Source organism: Burkholderia sp. SR8 (genome assembly GCF_052851275.1).
Genome location: NZ_JAULUC010000017.1, coordinates 71,451 through 94,336, shown reverse-complemented (window position 1 = coordinate 94,336; position 22,886 = coordinate 71,451). Strand labels below are relative to the sequence as shown.

22 protein-coding genes are annotated in these 22,886 nt (G+C 67.6%); 6 read left to right on the top strand and 16 right to left on the bottom strand.

The window, feature by feature from the left end; translation table 11 throughout:
* Window positions 1-54 precede the first annotated feature (54 nt).
* Window positions 55-813 (top strand): hypothetical protein, encoded by a 759-nt coding sequence (locus tag Q3A80_RS21380; RefSeq protein ID WP_446330876.1) that lies wholly within the window; start codon window positions 55-57, stop codon window positions 811-813.
* Between the two features lie 182 nt (window positions 814-995).
* Here the strand turns inward: Q3A80_RS21380 and Q3A80_RS21375 are convergent, their stop codons facing one another.
* The 5 genes from Q3A80_RS21375 to Q3A80_RS21355 all read right to left on the bottom strand — a co-directional run bounded on the left by Q3A80_RS21375 (window position 996) and on the right by Q3A80_RS21355 (window position 4,519).
* Window positions 996-1,331 (bottom strand): DUF4148 domain-containing protein, encoded by a 336-nt coding sequence (locus tag Q3A80_RS21375; protein ID WP_446330875.1) that lies wholly within the window; start codon window positions 1,329-1,331, stop codon window positions 996-998.
* A 177-nt stretch (window positions 1,332-1,508) separates the two neighbouring features.
* Entirely contained in the window at window positions 1,509-1,913 is a 405-nt protein-coding gene (locus Q3A80_RS21370; protein ID WP_446330874.1) for a BspC domain-containing protein, read from the bottom strand.
* A gap of 58 nt (window positions 1,914-1,971) precedes the next feature.
* Window positions 1,972-3,291: a chloride channel protein gene (locus Q3A80_RS21365; RefSeq protein WP_446330873.1), complete on the bottom strand. Its 1,320-nt coding sequence runs from the start codon at window positions 3,289-3,291 to the stop codon at window positions 1,972-1,974.
* Between the two features lie 266 nt (window positions 3,292-3,557).
* Complete coding sequence (locus Q3A80_RS21360; RefSeq protein WP_446330872.1) at window positions 3,558-3,968, bottom strand: hypothetical protein; 411 nt, start codon at window positions 3,966-3,968, stop codon at window positions 3,558-3,560.
* A gap of 125 nt (window positions 3,969-4,093) precedes the next feature.
* Entirely contained in the window at window positions 4,094-4,519 is a 426-nt protein-coding gene (locus Q3A80_RS21355) for a MarR family winged helix-turn-helix transcriptional regulator (RefSeq protein WP_446330871.1), read from the bottom strand.
* Window positions 4,520-4,668: 149 nt separating this feature from the next.
* Here Q3A80_RS21355 and Q3A80_RS21350 point away from each other — a divergent pair, with 149 nt between their 5' ends.
* The 3 genes from Q3A80_RS21350 (at window position 4,669) to Q3A80_RS21340 (ending at window position 6,904) form a co-directional block, all read left to right on the top strand.
* Complete coding sequence (locus Q3A80_RS21350) at window positions 4,669-4,947, top strand: hypothetical protein (protein WP_446330870.1); 279 nt, start codon at window positions 4,669-4,671, stop codon at window positions 4,945-4,947.
* Window positions 4,948-5,068: 121 nt separating this feature from the next.
* A complete protein-coding gene (locus tag Q3A80_RS21345; protein ID WP_446330869.1) occupies window positions 5,069-5,782 on the top strand; it encodes a DUF4396 domain-containing protein in 714 nt (237 codons plus the stop codon).
* A 432-nt stretch (window positions 5,783-6,214) separates the two neighbouring features.
* Entirely contained in the window at window positions 6,215-6,904 is a 690-nt protein-coding gene (locus Q3A80_RS21340) for a pentapeptide repeat-containing protein (RefSeq protein ID WP_446330868.1), read from the top strand.
* A gap of 41 nt (window positions 6,905-6,945) precedes the next feature.
* Here the strand turns inward: Q3A80_RS21340 and Q3A80_RS21335 are convergent, their stop codons facing one another.
* The 8 genes from Q3A80_RS21335 to Q3A80_RS21300 form a co-directional block, all read right to left on the bottom strand.
* Window positions 6,946-8,160, bottom strand: a complete 1,215-nt coding sequence (locus Q3A80_RS21335) for a porin (protein WP_446330867.1) — start codon at window positions 8,158-8,160, stop codon at window positions 6,946-6,948.
* A 67-nt stretch (window positions 8,161-8,227) separates the two neighbouring features.
* Window positions 8,228-10,036, bottom strand: a complete 1,809-nt coding sequence (locus tag Q3A80_RS21330; protein ID WP_446330866.1) for a tannase/feruloyl esterase family alpha/beta hydrolase — start codon at window positions 10,034-10,036, stop codon at window positions 8,228-8,230.
* Window positions 10,037-10,235: 199 nt separating this feature from the next.
* The gene (locus Q3A80_RS21325) at window positions 10,236-10,943 is read right to left on the bottom strand and encodes a substrate-binding domain-containing protein (RefSeq protein ID WP_446330865.1); all 708 of its coding nucleotides are present in this window, start codon (window positions 10,941-10,943) and stop codon (window positions 10,236-10,238) included.
* A 14-nt stretch (window positions 10,944-10,957) separates the two neighbouring features.
* Window positions 10,958-11,641: a 4-carboxy-4-hydroxy-2-oxoadipate aldolase/oxaloacetate decarboxylase gene (gene ligK, locus Q3A80_RS21320; RefSeq protein ID WP_446330864.1), complete on the bottom strand. Its 684-nt coding sequence runs from the start codon at window positions 11,639-11,641 to the stop codon at window positions 10,958-10,960.
* Between the two features lie 2 nt (window positions 11,642-11,643).
* Entirely contained in the window at window positions 11,644-12,669 is a 1,026-nt protein-coding gene (locus tag Q3A80_RS21315) for an amidohydrolase family protein (RefSeq protein ID WP_446330863.1), read from the bottom strand.
* Between the two features lie 73 nt (window positions 12,670-12,742).
* Window positions 12,743-14,092: an MFS transporter gene (locus Q3A80_RS21310; RefSeq protein WP_446330862.1), complete on the bottom strand. Its 1,350-nt coding sequence runs from the start codon at window positions 14,090-14,092 to the stop codon at window positions 12,743-12,745.
* A 157-nt stretch (window positions 14,093-14,249) separates the two neighbouring features.
* Window positions 14,250-15,554 (bottom strand): gallate dioxygenase, encoded by a 1,305-nt coding sequence (locus tag Q3A80_RS21305; protein WP_446330861.1) that lies wholly within the window; start codon window positions 15,552-15,554, stop codon window positions 14,250-14,252.
* Window positions 15,555-15,632: 78 nt separating this feature from the next.
* Window positions 15,633-16,172, bottom strand: a complete 540-nt coding sequence (locus Q3A80_RS21300; RefSeq protein ID WP_446330860.1) for a hypothetical protein — start codon at window positions 16,170-16,172, stop codon at window positions 15,633-15,635.
* A 472-nt stretch (window positions 16,173-16,644) separates the two neighbouring features.
* Here Q3A80_RS21300 and Q3A80_RS21295 point away from each other — a divergent pair, with 472 nt between their 5' ends.
* On the top strand, window positions 16,645-17,898 hold the full coding sequence (locus Q3A80_RS21295) for a LysR family transcriptional regulator (protein ID WP_446330859.1): 1,254 nt from the start codon (window positions 16,645-16,647) through the stop codon (window positions 17,896-17,898).
* A gap of 167 nt (window positions 17,899-18,065) precedes the next feature.
* Complete coding sequence (locus tag Q3A80_RS21290; protein WP_446330858.1) at window positions 18,066-19,004, top strand: DUF1932 domain-containing protein; 939 nt, start codon at window positions 18,066-18,068, stop codon at window positions 19,002-19,004.
* 17 nt (window positions 19,005-19,021) lie between these two features.
* On the opposite strand, the gene Q3A80_RS21285 is transcribed toward Q3A80_RS21290, so the two are convergent.
* From Q3A80_RS21285 to Q3A80_RS21275, 3 genes are all read right to left on the bottom strand, one after another.
* On the bottom strand, window positions 19,022-20,269 hold the full coding sequence (locus tag Q3A80_RS21285) for an MFS transporter (protein ID WP_446330857.1): 1,248 nt from the start codon (window positions 20,267-20,269) through the stop codon (window positions 19,022-19,024).
* Window positions 20,270-20,541: 272 nt separating this feature from the next.
* Window positions 20,542-20,871: an H-NS histone family protein gene (locus tag Q3A80_RS21280; protein WP_446330921.1), complete on the bottom strand. Its 330-nt coding sequence runs from the start codon at window positions 20,869-20,871 to the stop codon at window positions 20,542-20,544.
* A gap of 364 nt (window positions 20,872-21,235) precedes the next feature.
* On the bottom strand, window positions 21,236-22,585 hold the full coding sequence (locus Q3A80_RS21275; protein WP_446330856.1) for a reverse transcriptase family protein: 1,350 nt from the start codon (window positions 22,583-22,585) through the stop codon (window positions 21,236-21,238).
* Between the last annotated feature and the right edge of the window lie 301 nt (window positions 22,586-22,886).

Below are 22,886 nucleotides of genomic sequence, written 5' to 3'. Positions count from 1 at the left end.
GCCCTCCTCGCGCGCCACGCTCGCGGGGCAACCTCCCACGCACGCCATCCGACCATGAAACAAGGCATTTTCGTCGCCACGCCCGCCTACGGCGGCATGTGCTTCCTGCCCTACGTCAACGGGCTGCTCGAGCTTCAGCACGCGTGCCTGAGCGCCGGCCTCGCGTTCGAATACTTCTACCTGAGCGGCACCGCACTGTTGCATCAGCAACGGAATGTGGCGGTCGAGCGCTTCCTGCACAGCGGGCTGTCGCACCTGATGTTCATCGATGCGGACATCGGCTTTCGCGGCAGCGACGTGATCCGCATGTTCGAGCAGCAGCACGACGTGATGCTCGGGCTGTATCCGTCCAAGAGCATCAACTGGGCGGCGGTGGCCGAGGCAGCGCGCTCGGATCCGTCGTTGCCGGCGGAACGGCTCGCGGTGTTCGGCGCCGATTACAGCCAGACCGCGTATGCGATCGACGGCGCAGCGTCGCGGATCGAGCTCGACGCGGTTTCGGAAATCCACTCGGGCGGCGCCGGCCTGATGATGATTGCGCGCAACGTGTTCGAAACGATGGCGCAGGCCTTTCCCGACACGAAGGTCCAGTTTCCGCCGAGCTATCAGGGGCTGTCGCCGAATTCGACCGGCATGTACGAGCATTTCGAGTTTCTGCGGGAACCCGACGGGCGCTCGCTGTCGGAGGATCTGTCGTTCTGCAGGAAATGGCGGATGTGCGGCGGCAAGCTGTATGCGTGTTCGTGGTTCAAGACCGTCCACGCCGGCGTGCACCTCTACGAAGGCAATCTGCCGGCGTTGCTCGGACGATGAGCCGCTAGCGCGGGCCGAGCGGCATACGCACCGTCCGGCTACGCGCTGCGTTGCCGCTTGCGACCTGCGTTCGCAGGCCGCCTTACCTTCGTCGCACCCGACGACCGCCACCCGCATACGGGACGCAAGCGCGCGACCGAAGCGACGTCATCGCAGGAATCTTCGCTCGCGCGCGTATCGCGTCAATGATGCGCGTACAGCGAACGTTCCGCGCCATGACGACGGACCGCGGCCCCCGCGTCGAACGTTCCCGGCTGTGCCGGCCCGTAGCCCGACACATCGGCGCCATTCGTCACGTCCGACGACCGGATGCGTGCTTCGGCCTGCTGGATCGATTGCGGATAGTGAATGTCCTTGCGGGCCGGGTAGTAACCGGCGTGTTCGACCTGTGCGATCTGCGCGCGAACTTCTGCCCGGGTCACGCCGCCGTCCGATTGAGCGGCCAACGCGAATGCGGGAGCGATCGCCACGGCAAGCATGATGGTGCGGATAGCGAATTTCATGGTCTGGATCTCCATTGAACAGGGGTGGCGTCCGAGAACACCTCTTCTGCCATGGAGACAGCATGCTCCGCTCAAGCTGAAGGCAATCTTAATGTCGCGCCCGCGAATGCCTTGCCCGCGAATGGCAGCGTCGGCCCCGGCATCCCGGCGCGGATCAGGTTGACCCGCTGTCGTTCGATCGCGCGATGCCGGTCAGCGCAATTCCGACGGCTGGATCATGACGCCCACGACGTGCGTGTGCCAGATCTTGCACTTCGCCGTCACGGGAAGCCACGCGCCACGGGGCCGCACGCGCGCCGACGCGCGGACAGTCACCGTCGAATCGACGCGCGAGCCGCTACCTGCAACGCCGTCGATACCGCGGAAAGCGCGAACCTTGGCCCTCAGCAACCGGACATCCGGTGCGAGAAACATGTCGTACCTGGCGGACGTCCGGATCCACCGGTCGATTTCCGCGACGCAATTGATGACGACCGGACGAACGTTGATGCGCGCGAGGTAGCGGTAATCGTCGGGAATCGCATCATCGGCGACCGAGCGCGCCACATAGGCAAACAACAGCGTCGACGCGGCAAGAAAAATCAGCAGGCCCTTCATGAATAAAAACGAGCGAGGTTGAAGATGTTCGATACCGTCGCGCAATGCGTCCCGACGGTCATCGGTTTGCGGCAGGAAAATAGCGTGTCGACAGCGCTTCATACAGCGGCGGAGCGAAAAACCGCGACACGCGGCTCGCGATCAGCGCGGTGGCCATCAGCGAGATGACGAGCGCGTGGCCGTTGATCATCTCGATGACGATTACGAACGCCGTGATCGGGCTTTGCGTGACCGCCGCCAGATAACCGACCATCCCGAGTGCGATCAGCATCTGCAACTGCATTCCGGAGAACAGGATATGCAGCGTGTTGCCGATTCCTGCACCGATCGCAAGCGATGGCGCAAACAGGCCGCCGGGCGCGCCCGGAAGATACGACCCGATCATCGAGACCATCTTGAACACCGGATACAGGACACTCACGTTCGTATGGCTTTCGAGCATGCCGCGCGCTTCCGCGTATCCGCTCCCGAACGTATGGCCGTGCGTCGCGACGCCGACGACCGCGACGACCAGCCCGCACGCGGCGCCGAACAGAATCGGCTGGCCGGCGCGGAAATCCTGGAGCCCGCGCGGCATCCAGCGCCGCGTGTTCAGCAACAGCCAGCAGAAGATCCCGCCCATCACGCCCGCGATCACGCCGATGAGCACCACCGCAAGCGCCAGCGACTCCGGCAGGTGCGCGCCGACGTCGATCGTGCCGAAGTACACGTAATTGCCCTGGATGCCGAGCGACACGATCCCGGCGAAGATGATCGCCGTGATCAGGACGCCGCTCGTCCGTTGCTCGAAGCTTCGCGTGAGTTCCTCGATCGCGAACACCACGCCCGCGAGCGGCGCATTGAAAGCCGCGGAGAGGCCGGCTGCCGCACCCGCCAGCGCCAGACGGTGCTCGAGCACGCCGGGCCGGATCGCACGAAACCGCGGCGGATAAAACTTCCGAAGGTTGAACATGAGGGCGGCGCCGACATGAATCGTCGGGCCTTCGCGACCGATCGTGAAGCCGCCCAGAATGGCGAGGAACGAGACGAGAATCTTGCCGACCAGGATCCGGATCTTCAGCAACCTTGCGCCGGTGTTGCCCGGTGCATGCAGCATGGCGATCACCTGCGGAATCCCGCTGCCTTCGGCACCATCGAAGAATCGCCGCGTCAACCAGACCGTGAGCGCACCGATGACCGGCGTGACGATCAGCGGCAACCACGCGTGCCGCGCCGCATAACCGAGGAACACGCCGTAGCCGAAATCGATCAGCTTCGCGTAGAGCACTGCGACGAGGCCGACTGCCACCGCACCCAGCCAGAACACGCCATAGTGAAGCCACAGTCGCCGCGCGTGCAGTATCGCGCGGCGATCTGCGAGCGCGGAAATGCGAATCATCGTCTCCCCCTGCCCACCCGTCTGCCAATCCGGTTTCGAACGACATGCCGATCGTTCATGCTCGCCCCGGCCTTTCGTGTCGGGACGACCGGACGTCGATTTCAGCGGGCTGAGGGAGCACTTCTCAATGCATGTTTCTACAGAATTCGCGCATCGTAACATGCAAACTAGTCACGATGTGACATTTCCCCCTGTCGGCCGGGACATCACGATTGCCGTTCCCGCCGGCATGCGGAGCGCTCAGCTTGCCTCGTTCATGCGCGCGATCATCTCCGACGTCTCGCCGCCATCGAGCGCGCTGCCCATCGCGAGCACCAGCACCACCACGCTCCACAGCGCGACCAGCAGGATGCCCAGCCGAATCCAACGGCGCCCAGACCGCCGCCGAAGATGCGGCCCAGACCGACGCCGTGGCTCGCATGGCTCACGTGCACCAGCGCGCCGCTGCGCGGGAACATCGCCGCCAGCTCGGCGAAACACAATGCGATCAACATGATGATGATCGCGCCCAGCACCCAGCTGCCGATACTCAGCGGGCCGGCGATGCGCGATGCGTGACAGGCGCCGAACAACCAGCCGGAACCGACCATGCTGGTCGTGCTGGCGAACAACAGCCCGATGATTCCGGCGTCACGCCGGGGCTTGCCTTGCAGATCGACGCTCGAGGTCGTGCTCATATGCAACTCCTTGCAAACGACCTCCCCCCTGAAGCATGTGTTCGTTCTCCCGCACTGTGCGTCGTCGCGGCCACCGTGGGGGCGCGGCTGTCGCGGTGAATCCGGCGCGCACCGCCGCCGCGCGTTCAGTGCGTGTCGGTGACGTCCTGGAATGCCCAGCCGAACGATTGGATTTCCGACTTGTGCAACGCGGCGACCTTGCGCAGGCACTCCGCTCCTTTTTCGGTCAGATGGATTTCCACCTGCCTTCGATCCTGTTCGCTCGTCTGACGCCGCACGAGCCCGGCCGCTTCGCAGCGCGTGACGAGCGCGACCGTGCCATGCGAGGACGCCTGGAGCCGCTCGGCGATCTCGCCGACGGTGGCCCACGAGCGATCGGGAAACGCACACGTATGCAGCATCAGCATGTACTGCAACGGCGTGAGCCCCTCGGCACGCAGGATTTCCTCCGAGAAACGCAGGAAACGCCGCAGCCGGTAGCGGAATTCGGACAGCTGTTCGAGGTCGTGTTTGGTCGCGCCTGCGCCGGCCTTTCGATTGCTCGCCGCCATTACAAACTCCGTAAACACCGGGCGTTTTCTGGAGTCATGTCATCATGTGACCTAAAATATAGGCACGCATGACGGGTAGTGCAAAGTGCTTTCATCTATTCGCTACTCCGGGTATGGATTGACCCCATCAACCTGAATCGGTGAGGAGAGTGAACGGCATTTCGATACCGTTGCTGATCGCCCTGCTCGTCGCGCAGCCCGGTGATTCGACGGGTCCGCAACCGGGAACGGCCAGCCATGTCGTGATCCCGGCGCGAAATATACTGCATGTCGGCAGTCCGCACGCGTCGCCGAGCCTGTTGCCGAACGTCCGCCGCCCGGCGGGAGTCGATGCGGCGCCCGTCCCCGTTTATATCCCGAGCGCGACCTACCACCCGGACGGCTGGGCCGCACACTCGCGGCTCGCCGGCGATCGCTTCCGCTGGTGAGCGTCGCATCCGGACGCTGCATATCCGCCGCCGTCAAGGAATACGCGTTGCTCTGCCGGGCAGCGAGTCCGCCGCCATATGCGCGCGAATCCGCTGCTCGTCTACTTCGCGAGGTTCAGGGATGGCCTTCGGCAATTTTCCACCGTGGCTGCACGCACTTTCCGTTGTCTGGATCGCCATCGGCATGACGTGCGCCGCGGTGGTCGCGATCGATGAAGCGAAGCATCCGCAGAAGATGTGGATCATGAATCTCGTATGGCCGTTGACCACGCTGTTCGGAACCGTGCCGTGGCTCGCCGGCTACTACGCGTGGGGGCGGGCCGTTTCGAACGACCCGCCGCGCGGCGCAGCCGGTTCCCTGCCCGTGGCCGTCCTGAAGGGTACGAGCCATTGCGGCGCCGGCTGCACACTCGGCGACATCATTGCCGAATGGGCCGCGCTGCTGTTCCCGCGTCTGGCAGTGTGGCTCGGATGGGGTTCGCTCTTTGCGGAAAAAACCTGCGCGGTCTGGGTACTCGACTTCGCGGTCGCGTTCCTCCTCGGCATCGCGTTTCAGTACTTCACCATCAAGCCGATGAAGAATCTTTCGGCAGCCGCAGGGTTGCGAGCGGCGCTCAAAGCCGACATCGCATCGATTACCGCGTGGCAGATCGGCATGTATGGACTCATGGCGCTCATCCAGTTCGTCTGGTTCGAGCGCGCGTACGGCGATATCGCACCGGCGAACAGCCCCGAATTCTGGTTCGCCATGCAACTGGCGATGCTGGCCGGATTCGCGACGAGTTACCCGGTCAATTGGTGGCTGGTCCGGACGGGGGTAAAGGAGAAGATGTAGCGCGGTACTTCCCGTCTCCGGATTCCGACCGCGTCGCTCGGGCGGCCGCGCGGCACACGCGCATCGTCGACACGTCCTCGACCGGATGCTCGACGCCGTCGCGGATCTTCTCGGCCCACGCGACCGCGTGCTCGCCGGGCCGCCGTCACCGACACGCGATCGCCGCGATCCTGAATGGCTTGCTCGCGGTCGGTCCTCCATTTCGTTGCATCCTTGTATCCGATCGTTGCGCGCGGTCCGCTCGAGCAGCCCTGCACGCGGCGCATCGACGACAGGGTGCCGGAAAGCCGGCCGCCGACAATCCGCTCGAGCATGGATGCGTTCCGCACGGATCGTGGATAATCGCGGCACGGGTGTCCGGGGGGGCGCGATATCGCATCGTCCGGGCAGTGCCGCCGTCCCCGACCATTTCTCATCACACTGGATCACCGCATGACGTCCGAAGCCTCCGTCACCGGCCTGACGCTCGATCGCGCCGCCCTGCTGCAACGCGTCGAAGGCTCGCCCGCACCGCTTCGTCTCGAAGACTGCGACCTCGAAGGCGCGGACCTGTCGCGGCTCGACCTGCGCGGTGTGCGGTTCGAGCGCTGCGCGCTCGCGGAAGCGTCGTTCGTCGGCGCGACGCTCGCGCACACCACATGGATCCGCTGCCGCGCGCGCCAGACGAGTTTCGCGTCCGCCGATCTCGAGGATGCGCAGTTCCAGTCCTGCGATCTCAACAACACGAGCTGGCGGCGCAGCAAGCTCGGTTCGGCGCGCTTCGACGAATGCCGGCTGACCGGCGCGGATTTCGACGAATGCAAGGCGCTCGGCATCGAGTTCTCCAACACGCTGCTGGTCGGCGCGAGCCTGCGCCGCTTTTCATTCCGCAAGACGCGCCTCGTCGCGCTCGACTTCTCGGATGCCGATCTCGCGGGCGCGGACTTTCGCGACGCCGTATTCGAAGGCGGCAGCCTGCGCAACGCGCATCTGAACGATGTCCGCTTCGACGGCGCCGACCTGCGCGACGTGGAGCTCGGCGGCACGCCGAGGCTCCTTGCATCCGGCGTGCTGCGCGGTGCGATCGTGTCGTATGACCAGGCCGCGATGCTGATCGAGAACCTCGGGATCCGGGTCGCGTAACGCAGGCCGTGCGCGCGCGCGCGGCGCGCACGTCGCACCGGTCAGAACCGGTGGATGATGCCCGCGCCGAACGCGAACTGGTTTCCGGTCGACGACGGCGCAGCGTTGAACCCGTCTCCCAGCGTCGCGGTCGCGTCGACGATGCTGCCCGCGCCGCTCGTGCCGAGCGTCTTGCCCTTCGCGTGCTGATACGCTTCGAGCAGGTACAGCCCCGTGCGCTTCGACAACGAGTAGTACTGGGACAGGTTGAACTGGTGATACTGCGCGCTGTCGGTGATGCCGTTCGCCTCGGTCGCACGCGTGTACGCATAGCCTGCGCCGACATCCCACACCGCCGACGGCTTCCAGTGCAGCACCGCGCCGGCCGTGTTGAAGATCGCGGTGTCGACGAACTTCGACGCCGCGCCCGGGACGTATTCGGTGTTGGTATACGTGGCCGTCGCATCCCACGCGTCGCTGAACCGGTAGCTCAGGCCCACCGCGAACCGCTGCTGCGCCTTCGCGGTCTGGTAGCCGTTCGTGAGCGCCGACACGCCCACCTGCGCGCCGCCGTTCGATGTCGTCGAATTCGCGCCCCACGCGCCGCCGGCCGTATTCGAATTGTTCACGCGCTCGAACGCGACGCCGACGCCGAGCGGGCCGGCCGCGTACTGGATGCCGGTCGCCCATGTCGAACCCGCATTGGTGCTGCCGGCCACGCCGCCGAACGAATACGAGCCGCTCAGCGTCAGCCCGTACCATTTCGGCGACGTGTATTCGAGCGTGTTGTTCGCGCGATAGATCGTGTCGAGCCCGTCGACGTCGCCCGGGTGCGCGCCGTAGTAGCCGGTGATCCACGTCGTCGGGCTGAACGCGGACATCGTCTGGTAGTACGACGCGTACTGCCGCCCCGCGCTCAGCGTGCCGTAGGTCGCATTGGTCAGCCCGACCCACGCCTGCCGCCCGAACATCGCATCGGTGTACTGCGTCGCGCCGGTGCCCGAGTTGAAGCCCGATTCGAGCGTGAAGACCGCCTTCGTGCCGCCGCCGAGATCCTCGGCGCCCTTCAAGCCGAAACGGCTGCCGGCCCACACGCCCTGGTTCATCCTTATCACCGACTTGCCGCCGCTCGTCGAGCCGAGCGTCGTCGCGTTGCTCTGGTAGCCGATCCCGTTGTCGACGATCCCGTACAGCGTGACGCTGCTCTGCGCGAACGCCGGTGCGGCCGCCGCCATCGCGATGGCGGTCAGCGCGACCCGTGATGCCTGCTTCTTCATCGATCCGTCTCCTTCCGTGCGTTGTCGAATGCGTGAGTTGTTGTAATCCGCGCGTGCCGCCGTCGGGTCACGGACGATACGCATGCCAGCCGTTGCCGCCCTTGCAGACGAGTTGCGAACCCTGGACCTGGCATTGCGCCTCGTAACCCGGCGAGTACAGCCATTCGCCGGCCCAGTGCAGGTCGACGAACGGGTCGGCCTTCGGCGTATCGGCAACGAAGTTCGCCGCATCGTCGGTGCTGCCGCTGCCCGTGTAGCGCACGGTAGCCGGATACGGGAACACCGGACGCGTGCGCGTCGTGTTGCCGTTCGCGTCGACGATCGACGCGACGATCCGGCCCGGCGTCGCGCCCGTCTCGGTCCACGCCATCAGCGGCGACAGGATGTCGAACACGTTCGGCCCCTGCCCGCCGCCGCAGTGCGCGACGCCCGGGAACAGGTAGAAGCGCGCGAAGCGGTCGACTCTCGCGTCGCCCATGTCGTGCTTCATCGCTTCGTAGTACTCGATGCTCGAACGCGGCGAGATGTGCTGGTCTTCCAGGCCGTGCCACAGCAGCAGCTTGCCGCCGCGCCCGGCGAACCGGCTCAGGTCGGGATCGGTCGCGGCCAGGTAGTTCGACACCGGCACCGTCTTCGCGAACCCGTCGAGCGTGAACTTCAGGTCGCCGATGGCCGCGGACGGATACGACGCGTTGTAGTAGTCGAGATAGCGCAGGAACGGCAGCACGAAGCCGATCGTGCCGCTCTGTGCGGTGGCGGTCGGCGGCACGAACAGCGTCCAGTTCAGCTCGGAGCCCCATTCGCGCGAGACGGGCGGCTCGAGCCGCGTGCCGTCCGCGCTCGTCGCGCCGTCGTGAATCCGGCGCACGACGTCGGCTTCCTGCGGCGTCAGGCACGTCGCGGTGGACTGGCCTTGCGCGCAGACGATCGTCGCGGGATCGAAGCGGCACGCGCGCGGGTTGTCGATCACGCCGTCGACCACGCCGTCCAGCCCGTCGCACGCCTTCAGCACGGCCGCGTGCAACATCGGCAGCTTGCCGGCGAGCAGGATCGCGCTGCCCGTCTTCGGGTCGGTGTTGACCGCGTTCGGCCATGCATGGTGGAACGTGTTCTGCACGATCAGGTCGTTCGCCGGCGCACCGGCGGCGATGCCGTCGAAGTCGTCGGGGAAGCGCTGCGCCTCCATCAGCGCTTCGCGGCCGCCGTCCGAGCAGCCGTCGAAGTACGCGTAGCGCGCGGGCCGTGCATAGAACTTGCCGATGATCGCCTTCGCGACCTGAGCCGTTGCGTGTTCGGCGCGGTATGCGAAATCGAGCTTCGCCTTCGGGTCGAGCGCCCACGAGCCGTCGTTGCCGCCCTCGTGGCCCATGTCGGTCGCGGCCATCGCGATCGTGCCGTTCGTCACCGGCACGCACGTCGATGCCATCGGCGCGTTGACGGACAGGTTGCCGCACAGGCCGCCGCAACCCGTCTGCAGGTAACGCTGCGTCCAGCCCTGCGTCGGCAGCTGCAGTTCGAACAGCGACGCGCCCGGGCCGATCGTGCCCTTCACGTCGCACACCGGCGCCGGCAACGTGTTGTTACCGACGACCGTGCCGGCCGGCAGCAGCACCGCCGACGTGATCGTCACGGTGCCGTCGGTCACGCCGCTCAGGTCGAGCGCCGCGACCGACGGGCACGACATCGCGGGCATCACCGCGGGAAGATTCGCGAGTCCGGCGGTGCTCGCCGCATTCGCCGCATTCGGCCAGCCCGTCAGCGCCGCACACAGCCACACGATGCCGATCGCCAGCGCCCTGGCCAGCGCATCGCGCCTCACGCGTGCCGCGCGATGCCATGCGCGCACCATCCACCCTGCCCTGCAGTTCGTCTGCATGCCTGTCTCCTGTCTTTCTGCCGGATATGCCGCGCGCCCGGACCGGGCGACGCAGCGACGTTGTATTGATTCTTCGATAGATCGTGCGAGCCGGATCGCCTCTCGCCACTTCATCAGCATAACTAAGCTCGTCGCGAGAAGCCGTTGCGAAGAACGGCGAATCCCATCCGATTCGTTTATCGATCCGGCCGCATCGGCCTCATGCGGGCTCCATCCCGTGTTCGCGCTTGATGTGCGCGGCTTCCCGCGACGCCAGATACGCAAGGAATCGCGCCGCGGCCGCGCGATCGTGCGCGACGGCCGAGACCGCGGCGGCGAACACCGTCACCGCCTGCACCGCGTCGGGCAGCGCGCCGACGATTGCGACGCCCGGCACGTTCATCAGCTCGCTCGTCTGCTGAAAGCCGAGCTCGGCGTCGCCGGATGCGATCAACGCGCCGACCGGCACGCCCGGCGGGGCCTGCACGATGCGCGGTGCGATCGCGTCGGCGATGCCCCAGCGGGCGAACAGGCGCATCAGGTGCGTGCCGCTCGGCCCGGTCGAATAGCCGATCCGGCCGGCGCCCAGGACCGCATCGCGCAATGCGGCTTCGGTGCCGATGTCCGGCCGCGGCGCGCCGCTCGCGACCGCGACCGCGATGCCCGAGCGCGCGACGTCCACGCGGCTGCCCGGCTCGACGTGGCCATCCGCCGCGAGCCGCTCGATCGCATCGGACGCGAGCACGACGACATCGAACGGCTCGCCGTCGCGCACCCGCCGCGCGGCGTCGACGCCGCCGACCGACGTGATCGCGACGCGCGCGCCGGTGTCGCGCTCGTAAGCGGCGGCGAGCCGCGCGAGCACCGGCCGTGTCGCCATCGACGAAATGCCCGTGACGGCCAGCGCCGCTTCCGGTGTCTGCATCATCGCGTCCGCCTGCATCAGTCGATGTAGCGCAAGCCCGCCTGCCGCAGCGGCTCGCGCATGTCGTACATGTCGAGGCCGAGCACGCCGGACGCGAGCTTCGCGCGCTTCGCCGCTTCGTTCGCTTCGCGGGCCGCCGCCTTCTCGAGCACCTGCGCGGCGCGCGCGGCAGGCACCACGGCCACGCCGTCGTCGTCCGCGACGATCACGTCGCCAGGATTGACCAGCGCGCCCGCACATACGACGGGCACGTTCACCGAGCCGAGCGTCGCCTTGATCGTGCCTTTCGCCGAAATCGCCTTGCTCCAGACCGGGAACTGCATCGCCTCGAGCACCGCGACGTCGCGCACGCCGGCATCGATGATCAGCGCGTGCGCGCCGCGCGCCTTGAAGCTCGTCGCGAGCAGGTCGCCGAAATAGCCGTCCGTGCAATCCGCGGTGATTGCCGCGACGACCACGTCGCCCGGCCGGATCTGTTCGGCCGCGACGTGCATCATCCAGTTGTCGCCCGGATGCAGCAGCACCGTGACGGCCGTGCCGGACGCCTGCGCACGCGGATAGATCGGCCGCATGTAGGGCCTCAGCAGCCCCGTGCGGCCCATCGCCTCGTGCACCGTCGCCGAGCCGAGCGCGCCGAGCCGCGCCGCTACATCCCGATCCGCACGCTCGATCGTGCGGTACACCACGCCGAGTTCAGTCATGATCAAAGCCCCTTCGCCTTCAGTTGCGCATCGAGGCGCGGATACACGCGCCGCGCATTGCCTTCGTAGATCTTGTGACGCGCTTGCGCATCGAGCGACGATGCGTCGATGTAGCGCTTCGTGTCGTCGTAGTAGTGACCGGTCTCCGGATCGATGCCGCGCACCGCGCCGATCATCTCGCTCGCGAACAGGATGTTGTCGACCGGAATCACGCCGGTCAGCAGGTCGATGCCGGGCTGGTGATACACGCACGTATCGAAGAACACGTTGTTCAGCAGATGGTCCTTCAGCAGCGGCTTCTTCAGCTCCTGCGCGAGCCCGCGGAACCGTCCCCAGTGATACGGCACTGCGCCACCGCCGTGCGGAATCACGAAACGCAGCGTCGGGAAGTCGCGGAACAGGTCGGAGGTCAGGCACTGCATGAACGCCGTGGTGTCGGCGTTCAGGTAGTGCGCGCCGGTCGTGTGGAAGCACGCGTTGCAGCTCGTGCTCACGTGGATCATCGCGGGAATGTCGTACTCGACCATCTTCTCGTAGATCGGGTACCAGTAGCGATCCGACAGCGGCGGGCTCGTCCAGTGGCCGCCGGACGGATCCGGATTCAGGTTGATCGCGACATTGCCGTATTCCTCAACGCAGCGCACGAGCTCCGGAATGCAGGTCGCGACGTCGACGCCCGGGCTTTGCGGCAGCATCGCGGCCGGCACGAAGTGGTCAGGAAACAGGCGATGGACGCGATGGCACAGCTCGTTGCACACGGCCGCCCACGTGCTCGACACCGCGAAGTCGCCGATGTGATGCGCCATGAAGCTCGCGCGCGGGCTGAAGATCGTCAGGTCGAGGCCGCGCTCGCGCATCAGCCGCAGCTGGTTGTGCTCGATCGATTCGCGCAGCTCGTCGTCGCCGATGTTCAGCTCGGCCACCTTCGGTTGCTCCGACGGACTGCCGAGCGCGGCGATCTGGCGATTGCGCCACGCTTCCAGCGCCTTCGGCGCGGTGGTGTAGTGGCCGTGAATATCGATGATCATTGATGCTCCTGCGTTTGATGAGGTGTCCGGCACCCTGCCGACGACCGCGCCGGACGGCGGCGTGCGACGTGCGTCAGTGCGCCGGGTTTTCGAGTTCCTGCGGTTCGGGCACGGCCGCACGCTGCGTCGTCATGATCGCGATGGCCGCCAGCGTGGCCGGCACCGCGAGCATCGACAGGATCGCGTCGAACTTCCAGCCGAAGCCGAGCAGCGCACCACCGATCGCCGAGCCGAAGATGCTGCCGAAGCGGCCCATCCCGAGCATCCAGCTCACGCCGGTTGCGCGTGCAACGGTCGGATAGCGACCGGGCGCATACGCGTTCAGCCCGGTCTGCGCGCCGCTCATGCAGAAGCCGGCCGCGAACACCAGCAATGCGAGCGACGACGACAACGCCCCCGCCCACGCGAGCACGGCCACGCACAGCCCGCCGCCGAGATATGCGGCGCCGATCACCGGTGCCGGCCGCACGCGATCCATCAGCCAGCCCACGCCGATCGCGCCGATCGTGCCGCCGATCTGGAACATCGCGGTCACGTTCGCTGCCGTGCTGACGGACAATCCGGCATCCTTGATCAGCGTCGGCAGCCAGCCGGTCAGCAGGTAGATCACCAGCAGCCCCATGAAATACGTGATCCACAGCGACAGCGTCACGCGGCCATAGCCTTGCGAGAACAGCACGCCGATCGGCTTGCGCGTCGGCAGCGGCGGCTCGTTCGACACGAACGTCTCGTTGCCGGTGAACCGGGCGCCGCACACGCGGTTCAGCAGCGCGCCGATGCGTTGCGACGGTGCGCCGCGCACGGCCAGCAGCCGCGCCGATTCGGGCAGCAGCCACAGCTGCAGCGGAATCAGCAGCAGCGGCAGCGCGCCGCCGAACAGCAGCACCGCGCGCCAGCCGTGCAGCGGAATCAGCCAGCCGGCGACGAAGCCGATCAGCGCCGAGCCGAGGTTGAAGCCCGTAAACATCACGGTGATCATCAGCGCGCGCATCCGCTGCGGCGCGTACTCCGACAGCAGCGTCGTCGTGTTCGGCATCGCGGCGCCCAGGCCGATGCCGGTCAGCAGCCGCAGCACCGCCATCTCGAACGGCGACTGCGCGTGCGCGGTCACGATCGTGAACACGCCGAACAGGAACACCGACGCGATCAGCACGCGCTTGCGCCCGAACCGGTCGGCGCTCGGGCCGGCCAGCAGCGCGCCGATCACGAGCCCGATCGGCGCCGCGCTCATCACGAGCCCGAACTCGGGACGCGAGATCGCCCAGTCGCGAATCACCGACGGTGCGACGAATCCCATGATCGCGACGTCCATCCCGTCGGCGATCACGACGAGGCAGCACAGCACGACCAGCAGCCACTGGTAACGCGACACCGGCCGCTCGTCGATGAACGACTTGATGTCGATTGTCTTTCCACTTGCCATCATGACTCTCCTGTCTCCTTGGCGACGAACGACCGATCGATTCGTCATCCTATTTATATGGTTGCGACGCTTCCGGTGTTCCGGCGTTCCGGCGTTCCGGCCTTCACGCCTTCCGGATGCGCAGGCGCCGCGATTCCGCGCGCGCCTTCGTCCTGGGTTACGTGTTGCCCGGCTTGTCGGCGCTGTCCCAGCCGAGCGGCCCGGCGCTCTTGCCGGCCACCGAGTACAGCGCGCCCGGCGCGTTGCGGGTGCGCTGGAAGTCCTCGAGCGATTCGCCGCGCATCGCCGCATAGATATGCAGGTTCGATACGCCCGTCACCGCGCCGAGCTTTTCCAGCAGGAAGAAGATCACGCCGTAGCGCAGCAGGCCGAGCCAGTCGCGCCGGCGGATCAGGTCGCGCTCCTCCGTGCTGAGGTCCGCCGCCGCGAAGCTCGCTTCGGGGTCGCTCAGGAACTGCGCGCGATGCGCGGGCTCGATCATCCGGTGCAGATAGTCGTTGATCCGGTACGCGCGCACGGCCCGCTCGATCGTGAACGGATAGGTGCCGGGCAGTTGCTCGACGCCCGCGAGTTCCGCCGCGATCCGCTGCCGGTGACGCTCGGCCGCCGCCTCGTCGACGTCGGTGTCCGCCGGCTCGTACACGGCCGTCGCGATCCCCGTCATCGACGGCAGGTAGTAGCCGCGGTGACGGCACACGACGCCCGCCGGCAACGCGCCGCGCATCGTCAGCCACATCACGACCTCGGCGCCTTCGAAGCCGCCGAGCGTCGCGTATTCGCCGAGCGGCATGCCGGCCAGGCGCTCCGGATCGCGCTCGAGCAGATCGAGGAAACGTGCGTCCCATTCGGGATTGTTGAAGCCCGAGCGCTCGCCGTGCACCTGATGCGACAGTCCGCCGGTCGCGACGATCGCGACGCGCAGGTCCTCCGGATAACTTTCGATCGCGCGGCGCAGCGCCTGGCCGAGCCGGTAGAAGCGGCGCGCGGACGGCACCGGCAGCTGCAGCACGCCCATCTGCAGCGGCACCAGCTGCACCGGCCAGTCGGGCCGATGCGGACACAGCACCGACAGCGGCGAAAAGCAGCCATGGTCGAGCGGCTTGTTCTGGAAGAACGACATGTCGAACTCGTCGGCCATCAGCGACTGGCCGATATGCGCGGCGAGCGCCGGATGGCCGGCGACCGGCGGCAGGTCGCGCGCGCCGCCGCCTTCGTCCGCCGGATGCCACTGCGGCCCGACGCCGAGCGAGAACGCCGAGTAGTGGTCGAAGAAGAACGACGTCACGTGGTCGTTGTAGATGAACAGCAGCACGTCGGGACGCTTGTCGGCGAGCCACGCGGCCAGCGGCGCGAAGTTTTCGAAGATCGGCGCCCAGACGGGATCGTCGTGCTTGTTCTTGTCGAACGCGAACCCGATCGTGGGCGTGTGGGAGGCCGCGATGCCTCCGATAATCCGTGCCATGCCAATGCTCCTTCGTGATGCCCTGATGCGCTCCGGCCGTGCCGGCCGTTGCTGATTGAATGCGTGCGCGTCCGCTCGCTACGCGCGCCCGTGCGGCTGCGGCGCAAGGCTGCGCTTGACGACCAGCGCGAGCGGAACGGCGAACGCGAAATGCGACATGAACCCGCCGATGATCACGTTCGGGTCGAAATAGTTCGGATGATTGCTCGACGCGATCATGATCAGCGCGTGCATCACGATCCACGCGACGATCGCGAAGAACAGCGCGACGAACGTCGCCTCGAAGCCGCGCCGGCGAAACCACGGCCAGATCGCCGCGAACACGACGCCCCACGACAGCGCGAACGCGAAATGGATCGCGGTGCCGATGAAATATGCGCCGATGCCGAGCGCATCCTGTGCGGCCTTGCCGAACACGAGCCCCGTCGCGTTGCGCGGGATGCCGGCGAGCGGCATCAGGTGCTGCGCGCCGACCCACACGAGCGCCTCGTAGACCCAGATCAGCACCGCGCCCGCGAAGCCGCCGCGAATGCCCGCGCGTACCGTGTCCGAAAACGGCGTGCTGCGCGCCGATGCGTGCGTCGATTCGCGTGCTCCGATGATGTGCTGTCGTCCCATTACGCTGCCTCGCTCGTAGTTGCAGGTGCCGCGCCGCGCGCCAGCCCCTTTTCGTGATCGGACGAACAATGAATCAGATGGCGGCCCGATGCGCCGGCAACCGCGTGCTTGCGGCTCCCGGGATTGAAATTACTCAGTCGCGGGCGATGCAACACAGTCAGGGTAAACCCTTATATTTTGACGAAGCCGCCTGCCCGGCGAGCTTTCAACCGGCATGCGCACAGCGTCGCCGATGGCCCGGATGCCCGCCAGATATGGCGCTCGCGCGTCGGCCTTCGGCAGCGCGCGCACCACAGCCGGTCGCCCGGCGATTCGCATCCGATAAACAAAACAGATGGGGAGACAAGCACGACGCAAGCTCTGCGGCCACCGTTCCGGTAAAGTCGTCCAACCCGCTGCGTCGCCGGCGCGGGCCGCATGGATGCACGCATGCCGTGCGCGGCGGCCGGCGACGCACACTGCCCGAACGCCCATGGACAACACCGAACTTCCGAACCTCGCCTGCCTGTACGCGGTGCAGCGCGTTGCCGAAACGGGCAGCGTGAGCCGCGCCGCCGCGACGCTGTTTCGCGCGCAGTCGGCCGTCACGCGCGCGGTGCAGGAACTCGAAACGGCCGTCGGCGAAGCGCTGTTCGACCGCAAGCCGACCGGCATGCTCGCCACGCCGGTCGGTCGTGCGGTGCTCAAGCGCGGCGAGCGCGTGATCGCCGAACTCGGCGCGCTCGCGAACTGGTGTGCGCTGCGCCAGTCGCGCCGCCGCGCGCCCGCCGACGGCGGCCTGCCCGCGTACCTGCTCAACACACGGCGGCTCCAGCTGTTCTCGACGCTCGCGCGGCACCGGCACATGCCGAGCGCCGCGCGTGCGCTCGGCGTCACGCAGCCGGCCGTCAGCAGCGCAATTCGGATCCTCGAGAGCGGCGCGGGTTTCGCGCTGTTCCATCGGCATCCGCGCGGCCTGCTGCTGACGGCCGACGGCGAGACGTTCCTGCTGCACGTGCGGCGCGCGCTGAACGAACTGCGCCACGTCGCCGACGACGTCGCCGCGCTGCACGGCAGCATCCAGGGCGTCGTGACCGTCGGCGCGCTGCCGCTCGGCCGCACGCTGATGCTGCCCGAAGCGGTCGCGCGCGTCGTCACGCGATTTCCGAAGGTGCGTGTGATCACCGACGAAAGCGCATACGAGGCGCTCGTCGCCGGCGTGCGCGCGGGCGACGTCGACTTCATCCTCGGCGCGCTGCGCGCGAGCGATCCGGCGAGCGACCTCGAGAACGAACGGCTGATGTCCGAGAACCTCGTCGTGCTCGCGCGGCGCGCTCACCCGCTCGCCGACGTACGCAACCTCGGGCTCGCAAGCCTCGCCGGCGCGCAATGGATCCTGCCGCGCAGCCACTCGCCCGCGCGCGGGCTGTTCGAATCGCTGTTTCGGCGCATGAAGCTCAAGCCGCCGATGCCGACGGTCGAGAGCGCCGACCTGGCGGTGATACGCGGCCTGCTGCTGCACACCGACATGCTCGCGGTGCTGTCCGCGCAGCAACTGCATTACGAATGCGAAGCGGGCCTGCTGGCCGTGCTCGACGTGCCGATGCGCGAAACGACCCGCGACATCGGCCTGATGACGCGCGCCGGCAGTCCGCCGTCGCCGGCGGCACGCGCGTTGATCGACGCGATCCGTGTGGTCGCGACCGAAGTCGCGCGCACGCCGCACGCTATAGCCGCTGCGCGATAACGAACGCGCATGGCTGTCGCGCCGGATTCGCATCGCGCCCGGCGCGCGCGTTGCCGCACAATCCGGTCGATATACCGCGCGGCTGGCTGCCGCGGCGCGACGCTGCCATCACGCGTCGCGATACCGGCCGGCCAGCCCGCGCATCACCTGCATCAGGAGCGACACGCATGATAGACCCGGCGATCGCGTTCATCGGTTTCGGCGAAGCGGGCAGCCTGCTCGGCGGCGCGCTCGCCGCGCGCAACGTCCGCGTGACGATGTACGACCGGCAGCTCGACGACGCACGGACGGCGAGCGCGATGCGCGCCAAGGCTGCGCGCGCGCAGGTCGAAGCCGCGTCGACGGTTGCCGCCGCGATCCGCGACGCGCACTGGATCGTGTCGGCCGTGACGGCATCGTCCGACGCGGAAGTCGCCGCGGCGGTCGCCGCGCACATCCGGGCGAACCAGACCTTCGTCGACATCAACTCGGTATCGCCGGCACGGAAGCAGCACGGCCAGCAACTGATCGAAGCCGCCGGCGGCCGTTACGTCGAAGCGGCGGTGATGGCGCCCGTGCCGCCGCACGGCCTCGCGGTGCCGATGCTGCTGGCCGGTCCGTCGGCCGATGCGGTCGCGCGCGAGCTGAATGCGCTCGGCTTCGCTGCGCAGGCCGTGTCGACGCGCGTCGGCGCCGCGTCGGCCGCGAAGATGTGCCGCAGCGTGATGATCAAGGGAATCGAGGCGCTCGCCGTCGAATGCCTGAGCGCGGCCCGCGCGTATGGCGCGGACGCGCTGGTGCTCGCGTCGCTGCGGCAGACCTTCGACACGTTCGCGACGCGGTCCGACCTGCCCGGCTATCTGATCGGCCGCGTCGCCGAGCACGGCCGCCGGCGCGCGGCCGAAATGCGGGAAGTGTGCGACACGCTGCGCGAAGGCGGCGTCGAGCCGGAGATGAGCGATGCGTGTGCACGCGTGCAGGATCGATTCGTCGACAGGATGGCCGCGCACGGGCTCGACTACGCAGCGCTGCTGCCGTTCGACTGGAAAGCGGTGCTCGACCGGTTGAACGATCGACCGTCGTCAGCGTCCGCGCCGCCCACGTGCCACGCCGGCCGCGATGACTGACCCGCGGCCGCGCGCGATCACTCGAGTTCGACGCCCTTGAGCTCGGGAATCAGGAACAGCGTCGCGACCATGTCGAGCACGTAGAGACCGGCAAGCAGCGCGATCGCCGTCTGGAACGAGTAGTGCGCGGCCAGCGCGCCGACCGCCACCGGCCCGAAGCCGCCCACTGCGCGGCCGATATTCCACAGCACGTTCTGCGCGGTCGCGCGCGCGGCCGTCGGATAGCCTTCGGACATCAGCGTCCCGTAGCCGCCCACCATCCCGTTGACGAACATGCCCATCAGCGCGCCGGCCCACAGCATCGCCGTCGGGTCGGACAGCTGCGCATACGCGATGACCGTCACGACCGAGCCGAGCTGGTACAGCAGGAACGTCGGCTTGCGGCCGATGCGATCGGCGAGCTGCCCGAACACCCAGACGCCGATCATCATCCCGATCACGGTCGCCGCGGTCCACAGTCCCGACTTCGTCAGCGAGAAGCCCATCTGTTTCGACAGGAAGGTCGGCAGCCAGATCATGATCCCGTAGTAGCCGAAGTTCTGGACCGAGCACAGGACCACGATGCCGAGACTCGTGCGCGCGGTGCGCACGTCGGCGACGAGCATCCGGAACGCGTTCGCACGCGGCTGCGTCGCGCGCTGCCGGAAGACCTCCGGCTCGTGCAGCCGGTTGCGCAGCACCCATGCGAGCAGCGCGGGCAGCACGCCGACCACGAACATCCCGCGCCAGCCGATATGCAGCAGCAGCAGCGGCGTCAGCAGCGCGGCCAGCAGCACGCCGGCCTGCCAGCCGAGCGCGACGTAGCACGACACGCGCGCACGCTTGCTCGCCGGCCACGCTTCGGCCGCCAGCGCCATGCCGATTCCGAACTCGCCGCCGAGGCCGATGCCCGCGATCGTCCGGTACACGAGCAGATCGCGGAAGCCTTGCGCGAACGCGCACAGACCGGTGAAGACCGCGAACAGCATGATCGTCCAGGTCAGCACGCGCACGCGGCCGTAGCGGTCGCTCAGTGCGCCGAACAGAATGCCGCCCGCGACGGCACCGATCAGCGTCCACGTGACGAGCGCGCCGCCCTGCCCGGGCGTCAGATGCAGCGCGGCCGTGATCGCCGGCAGCATGAAACCGAGGATCAACAGATCGAAGCCGTCCATTGCGTAGCCGAGCGCCGAGCCGGCCAGCGCCTTCCACGCGTACGACCCGACCTGCTCCGCGCGCGGCGCCGCCGGATCGTCGAGCGCCGAAGATTTCATGTTTGCTGCCATGGTGTCCTGCCCGAAATGTCCGGGCGACATTCTACGGCCTGTTCCCGCGCATCACGGGCAGGCGTTCGAGCGCGGACGGAAAGCGCCGCGCGCCGCCCGCCTCCGGAAGCGGAAACGGGCGATGCGCGGTAATGAATCTGAAAGCCGTTGAAGCCGGCGATCCCGCAGTCGGGCGGGATGCCGAAAGAAAGGAACGATGGAAGCGGGTGCTGCGTGGCCGGGGCCGCCGGTGCGGGTCGAACGGCACCGGACGGTGCCGTTGCGTTGTCGTATCAGCCCTGATCGTCTCCGGGCCACCAGGTCTTGGCCTCGCGGTCGACGAGCAGTGAATCGAGATCCTTGCCTTCGAGCCATTTGGGCCTCGGGCCGCGGCCCGACCATGAGCGGCCGGTCGTCGGATCGTAGTACTTGGCAGGCGCCTTGCGCTTTCGCTGGACGATATAGCCGAGGGCGCTCAGTACTTCCTGCTGCGAGATGCCCAACAGTTCGACTTGTTCCTTGAATGCCGCGAGTGCGGCCTGCTTCTCCTTCTGCTTGGCTTCCGACAGCTTGATGTTCAGGTCCCGAAGTTGTGCTTCGAGTTCCTGCAGGGCCTGGGTCATGTATTCATCCTCTTTGGGCATGTTTTTATTCAAAGAACCTCCGATGGCCGAACCTATCACGAAGTTCCGCCAATCTGTGTTGCGATATGTGAATCGTTTGCCCGGACCGCCAGGGTTTTCGCAGTATGCCGAACGCACGCAATCGCCGAAAACCGCATGACACCGGCACGCAACACGTGGCGCGCCGCGTCCGAATCGCGGCGAACCGCCGGTGATGACCGCCTCGCCACCGGGCGCCGTACCGATGAACAGGTGCGGCATCGCGCGAATGATAGCAGTGCGCATCGGTCGTGTTTCAGGACTTTTGCCCGGCGGCGCGCCTCGGCGTTCGCCGGCCCGCGCGATTCGATGCCCGCGCGGCGATTTACGCGCCGACGCTGCGCCCGTCCCACGCGATGCGTGCGAGCAACGCATGCAGCTTCGCGCCGCGCGCGGCGTTCAGCGCGCCGGCATGCGCGACGCGTCCGGCCAGGTGTGCGCGGAAGTCCGGGTGTGCGGCGCGGTTCTGCGACGCCGGTCCGTGGCGGATGCAGTTGGTCAGGATGGCCTTCAGGACATCGAACTCGTCGCGCGCCAGATTCGGATGGCGATTGACGACCACGCCGGCCAGTTGCTGGCGCGTGCCGCGTCGCATCACGCGCGTCTTGCGCGGTTGCAGCGCGAAGCCCTCTTCAAGCGCAATAGCGGCGACCCGCAGCTGCAGCCGCTCGGCAGCGCGCGCGAGCAGGCCGCCGCCCGAAAACGCGAGATCGTCCGCATAGCGCGTGTAGGTCGCGCCGAGCGAACGCGCGAGCGCGGCGAGCCGCATGTCGAGCCGAAACGCGCACAGGTTGGCCAACGCCGGCGACGTCGGCGCGCCCTGCGGCAGGTGGCGGTTGCGATAACGTTGGCGGCTCGTCCAGTCGAACCGGTCGCGCAGGTCGGGCGCGAGCAGCCGTGCCGATGGCACGCGGTTGGTGCACAGCGCGGTCAGCGTCCGCGCGACTTCGGCCGGATAGCCGAGCGTGGCGAACAGCGCACGCACCTGCGCCGCGCGCACCGATACGAAAAAATCGGCGAGATCGAAACGGATCACGACGTCGCGATCGGCATGCGGTGCGGCGAACGACACGATCCCGCGCCCGTGGCGAAAACCGTGCGCCGCGTCGTGCGGCGGCACGTGATCGAGCAGCCCGTGCAGGATGCGGCGCTGTGCGTCGCGCAACCGGCCTTTCGGCCGCTCGATCAGCCGGCAGCCGCCGCGGCGCTTGTCGTAGCCCGCGTACGTGTAGTGATGCAGCGGCGAGTCGCTGCCGCGCGCGTCGACGCGCCAGCGGTCGGCGAGCCAGTCGAGGTCGGATGCGCTCACGCCGAGCCAGCTCGCGAGGTCGCCGCACGTCGGCCATTGCGGCACGTCGGCGCCGGCGAGCCGCGTCGGCAACGGGCGCTGCACCGGCGGACGGCGCACGATGCGGATGACGGTCGGTCGACAGATGCCACGCCACGCGTTGGCGAACGCCAACGTATCGGCCAGCGCGCCGGCCAGCACGCCGGTATCGACGTCGGTCCAGGTCGCGCCGAAGTGCGCGATCGCGAACTCGACGAGCTCGTGCGTCCATGACGGCGCGTCGCCGAGCATGGCCGCGATGCGTTCGCGCATGCCGCCGCGTTCGGCGGGGCCGGCGAGCATCGCTTCGGCAATCATGCGGGCTGTATCGAACCGGGACGCGTGCATGGAGACGAATGGGCGGGACGATGAGTCAACGTGACAGGTACTGCGAGAGCAGTCGTTGCGCAATGCGCAACCCGCGCTCTTGCGACGCATCGGAGTGTCGATCTGATCCACGGGGTAGCCCCGTGGTCCTGGAACATCGGCTGCCTGTTCCGGGCGTGTGCTTGACCCACCGCCCCGCGACGGGACTTTAATGGCCGCTTACGCGGGGTGTCAATCGGCGTGCGTGATGCTTGTGCGCGCCGCTTCCCCGGCATTCGGGAATGTGGCCGAGCGTAGCGGCTTGCGATGCATGGACGATGAC

What these genes read in the sequence shown, in the direction of transcription:
- Q3A80_RS21380 (WP_446330876.1), top strand. Translation starts at nt 55, where the DNA reads ATGAAACAAGGCATTTTCGTCGCCACGCCCGCCTACGGCGGCATGTGC.
- Q3A80_RS21375 (WP_446330875.1), bottom strand. Translation starts at nt 1,331, where the DNA reads ATGGAGATCCAGACCATGAAATTCGCTATCCGCACCATCATGCTTGCC.
- Q3A80_RS21370 (WP_446330874.1), bottom strand. Translation starts at nt 1,913, where the DNA reads ATGAAGGGCCTGCTGATTTTTCTTGCCGCGTCGACGCTGTTGTTTGCC.
- Q3A80_RS21365 (WP_446330873.1), bottom strand. Translation starts at nt 3,291, where the DNA reads ATGATTCGCATTTCCGCGCTCGCAGATCGCCGCGCGATACTGCACGCG.
- Q3A80_RS21360 (WP_446330872.1), bottom strand. Translation starts at nt 3,968, where the DNA reads ATGAGCACGACCTCGAGCGTCGATCTGCAAGGCAAGCCCCGGCGTGAC.
- Q3A80_RS21355 (WP_446330871.1), bottom strand. Translation starts at nt 4,519, where the DNA reads ATGGCGGCGAGCAATCGAAAGGCCGGCGCAGGCGCGACCAAACACGAC.
- Q3A80_RS21345 (WP_446330869.1), top strand. Translation starts at nt 5,069, where the DNA reads ATGGCCTTCGGCAATTTTCCACCGTGGCTGCACGCACTTTCCGTTGTC.
- Q3A80_RS21340 (WP_446330868.1), top strand. Translation starts at nt 6,215, where the DNA reads ATGACGTCCGAAGCCTCCGTCACCGGCCTGACGCTCGATCGCGCCGCC.
- Q3A80_RS21335 (WP_446330867.1), bottom strand. Translation starts at nt 8,160, where the DNA reads ATGAAGAAGCAGGCATCACGGGTCGCGCTGACCGCCATCGCGATGGCG.
- Q3A80_RS21330 (WP_446330866.1), bottom strand. Translation starts at nt 10,036, where the DNA reads ATGCAGACGAACTGCAGGGCAGGGTGGATGGTGCGCGCATGGCATCGC.
- Q3A80_RS21325 (WP_446330865.1), bottom strand. Translation starts at nt 10,943, where the DNA reads ATGATGCAGACACCGGAAGCGGCGCTGGCCGTCACGGGCATTTCGTCG.
- ligK (WP_446330864.1), bottom strand. Translation starts at nt 11,641, where the DNA reads ATGACTGAACTCGGCGTGGTGTACCGCACGATCGAGCGTGCGGATCGG.
- Q3A80_RS21315 (WP_446330863.1), bottom strand. Translation starts at nt 12,669, where the DNA reads ATGATCATCGATATTCACGGCCACTACACCACCGCGCCGAAGGCGCTG.
- Q3A80_RS21310 (WP_446330862.1), bottom strand. Translation starts at nt 14,092, where the DNA reads ATGGCAAGTGGAAAGACAATCGACATCAAGTCGTTCATCGACGAGCGG.
- Q3A80_RS21305 (WP_446330861.1), bottom strand. Translation starts at nt 15,554, where the DNA reads ATGGCACGGATTATCGGAGGCATCGCGGCCTCCCACACGCCCACGATC.
- Q3A80_RS21300 (WP_446330860.1), bottom strand. Translation starts at nt 16,172, where the DNA reads ATGGGACGACAGCACATCATCGGAGCACGCGAATCGACGCACGCATCG.
- Q3A80_RS21295 (WP_446330859.1), top strand. Translation starts at nt 16,645, where the DNA reads ATGGACAACACCGAACTTCCGAACCTCGCCTGCCTGTACGCGGTGCAG.
- Q3A80_RS21290 (WP_446330858.1), top strand. Translation starts at nt 18,066, where the DNA reads ATGATAGACCCGGCGATCGCGTTCATCGGTTTCGGCGAAGCGGGCAGC.
- Q3A80_RS21285 (WP_446330857.1), bottom strand. Translation starts at nt 20,269, where the DNA reads ATGGCAGCAAACATGAAATCTTCGGCGCTCGACGATCCGGCGGCGCCG.
- Q3A80_RS21280 (WP_446330921.1), bottom strand. Translation starts at nt 20,871, where the DNA reads ATGACCCAGGCCCTGCAGGAACTCGAAGCACAACTTCGGGACCTGAAC.
- Q3A80_RS21275 (WP_446330856.1), bottom strand. Translation starts at nt 22,585, where the DNA reads ATGCACGCGTCCCGGTTCGATACAGCCCGCATGATTGCCGAAGCGATG.